This window comes from Winogradskyella poriferorum, assembly GCF_050618035.1.
GTDB classification, from domain to species: domain Bacteria; phylum Bacteroidota; class Bacteroidia; order Flavobacteriales; family Flavobacteriaceae; genus Winogradskyella; species Winogradskyella poriferorum_A.
In genome coordinates this window covers 1-207 of sequence record NZ_JBODPY010000373.1, presented here as the reverse complement: position 1 = coordinate 207, position 207 = coordinate 1, and the positions used below count along the sequence as shown (strand labels likewise).

Annotated in this window: 1 pseudogene; it reads left to right on the top strand. The window is 33.8% G+C overall.

Annotation, left to right across the window (positions count from 1 at the left end):
* A pseudogene (locus tag ACRHOC_RS16105) lies at positions 1–207 on the top strand (TrmH family RNA methyltransferase); the annotation flags it as partial.

Sequence of the window (207 nt, the reverse complement as noted above, 5' to 3'; positions counted from 1 at the left end):
TTATTTACAATCGTTGATGCGATGGGTATTGAAAAATTAATTTTTTGTGGTGAAAAGATTCCGATAGGAAGACGCATGACAAAAACTTCACGATCTACTGGAAAGTACATGCCTTATGAAGTACATGAATCTATTGCTTCTCTAATAGAATCTTATGCATACTATCAGTTACTAGCTCTCGAAATAACAGATGAGTGTAAACCACTT